Annotated in this window: 2 protein-coding genes and 1 pseudogene; 1 reads left to right on the plus strand and 2 read right to left on the minus strand. The window is 60.0% G+C overall.

Annotation, left to right across the window (positions count from 1 at the left end; translation table 11 throughout):
• Window positions 1–646: sigma-70 family RNA polymerase sigma factor (locus ABX749_RS31715; protein ID WP_372899560.1), on the plus strand; the 646-nt coding region annotated here is incomplete at its 5' end.
• 42 nt (window positions 647–688) lie between these two features.
• On the opposite strand, the gene ABX749_RS31720 is transcribed toward ABX749_RS31715, so the two are convergent.
• Window positions 689–1,051: a hypothetical protein gene (locus ABX749_RS31720; protein WP_372899561.1), complete on the minus strand. Its 363-nt coding sequence runs from the start codon at window positions 1,049–1,051 to the stop codon at window positions 689–691.
• Window positions 1,038–1,779, minus strand: a pseudogene (locus ABX749_RS31725) (permease); the annotation flags it as partial. The gene ABX749_RS31720 and the pseudogene ABX749_RS31725, both read right to left, overlap by 14 nt.

Below are 1,779 nucleotides of genomic sequence, written 5' to 3' on the forward strand. Positions count from 1 at the left end.
GCTGATGCGAGCGGTCGACAAATTCGAACACGCCCGCGGATACAAATTCAGCACCTACGCGACGTGGTGGATTCGACAAGCGATCACCCGCGCCATCGCCGACCAAAGCCGAACGATTCGTGTGCCCGTTCACATGATCGACACGATGAACAAGATCCGCCAAATCACCCGCGATCTGGTTCAAGAAAACGGACGCGAACCGACGGCCGAAGAAGTTTGTGCCCGCAGCGGCCTGAGCTTGGACGACACCCGCGTGATCTTGAAGATGAGCCGTCAACCGCTGTCGTTGGACCAACCCGTCGGCGACCACGAGGACAGCGTCTTCGGCGAGTTCTTGCAAGATCACCGCGACGACGATCCGTTGCTGGAAACCAATCGCCAAGCCTTGAAGGCTCAGATCGATCTGGCCATGGAAACCCTGAACTATCGCGAACGAGAAATCTTGCGCCTGCGTTACGGCCTGGCCGACGGCTACACCTACACGCTCGAAGAAGTCGGACGGATCTTTCAAGTCACCCGCGAACGTGTCCGCCAAATCGAAAGCAAGGCGGTTCGCAAACTGCAACAACCGTATCGCGCTCGATCCTTGGCCAGCTTCCTCGACGGAGCCGACTTGGCACTGATCGAAGGCGGCGAACCGGTTTAAGACGTCGCTCCGACCGAGTGACGGCCTTAGGCACGACTGACTCTACTTGCGGCGAAACGCTCTGGCCAACGCCGAAACCGTGATCAATGCTGGGACGATTAGAATCGCCGGAAAGATCAACTTGGGCTGGGCGGCGAGCACCACCAGCGCGATCACACCGATCACCGGCGCACTTGCCGGTAACCACTTGGCCGGTCGCTTCAGCGAAGGCCATGCCAACCACAACGCCCCCATCACCAACCCGATGCGTCCGCACGCCGCAGCCACAAACTCCCCGGTGCTGCCGGACCCGAACCACCACGCCAACAACGACGCGATCAGCATGATGATCGCCAGCACCAACGCCATCAGACGGCGCTCACTCGGCGGCGATTTCGGTTCAGACGATCGTTCAATTCGAGCCATCGGTGTCCAATTCGTGTTCAAGTTCTGAATCCATCGGCGCCCGGCCGGCGTCAGCGACGGGCAACCAACGACGCCACGCCAACAGTAGCACACCGACGACTGCGTAGCCCGCGGCAAACTCGAACACCTTGGACCGACTTTCCGGCCCCAGCACGATCGTTTCCCAGTGCTCCGGACCCAGCGGCAGAAATAGCCGACTGCCTTCCAGCGGTGAATGCATCAGGCCGAACAGCGTGAACACGGCACAGACCAGAAACACGATTCCCGCCGTCCGCAAATTGCGATCGATCGACGCCGCCAACCCCCAGGCCCACAACAAGCTGGTCAAGATAAACCCGCTGCCCAACATCGAAATGGTCGCAAAACTTTCTTGAAACACGGGACTGAGATCGGACACCGAGATGCCCGCCTCACGCAAGGCCTGATCCCCCAATATCTGCCCGCTGAAATTCAAGATCAACGCGGCCAGCGCCGGTAAACACGCGATCGCCACCGCCGCGTAGTGCCGCTTGGGTGTCGCCGAAAAACTTTGCGCGGTGATTTCCAAGCCGATGAAGACCAGGATCGGCAACACCGCCGGTTTGGGAATGATGTCGTTGAGGAACGTGAAGTACCCGATCAGTCCCGCCGACCCGATCACCAACGCGGTTCCCAGCGTGTATCCCGCCCGGCCTCCCATCGCTTTGTAAGCGGGGTGGCCGATGTAGGGCGTCGTCTGAATCACCCCA

It is taken from the genome of Stieleria sp., assembly GCF_041595215.1.
Classification (GTDB): domain Bacteria; phylum Planctomycetota; class Planctomycetia; order Pirellulales; family Pirellulaceae; genus Stieleria; species Stieleria magnilauensis.

What these genes read in the sequence shown, in the direction of transcription:
- ABX749_RS31720 (WP_372899561.1), bottom strand. Translation starts at nt 1,051, where the DNA reads ATGGCTCGAATTGAACGATCGTCTGAACCGAAATCGCCGCCGAGTGAG.